The sequence below is a fragment of the Roseivirga sp. UBA1976 genome (assembly GCF_002336325.1).
Classification (GTDB): domain Bacteria; phylum Bacteroidota; class Bacteroidia; order Cytophagales; family Cyclobacteriaceae; genus Roseivirga; species Roseivirga thermotolerans.
The window spans coordinates 12,933-13,224 of record NZ_DDDQ01000102.1 but is presented as its reverse complement, the minus strand read 5'-3'; the positions used below and the strand labels follow the sequence as shown (position 1 = coordinate 13,224).

The window sequence follows — 292 nt, the reverse complement described above, 5'->3', positions numbered from 1 at the left end:
GTGCTTGTTAAGGTCGTCTCTAACAATTCCTGGTTCAACCCAAGCGTAGCCTTCTTCGGCATTCACTTCCAGAATTTGGCTATAGTTTTTGGAGAGGTCTACTACAATGCCACCGCCCACTACCTGACCGGCCAGAGAGGTTCCTGCTGTTCGGGGAATCAGTGAAGTATTATTCTCTGAAGCGAATTTGACTAATGCAATAAGGTCTTGTTTGCCCTTTGGAACGGCTACAGCAAGAGGTAATTCTCTGTAGGCCGAGGCATCGGTGGCATAGAGCCTTCTGTGGGTTTCG

1 protein-coding gene is annotated in these 292 nt (G+C 48.6%); it reads right to left on the bottom strand.

Annotated features, from left to right (window positions below):
- Positions 1 to 292, bottom strand: a 292-nt coding sequence (locus B3763_RS10200) for an FAD-binding oxidoreductase (protein WP_286746198.1), incomplete at both ends; no start/stop codon positions are given.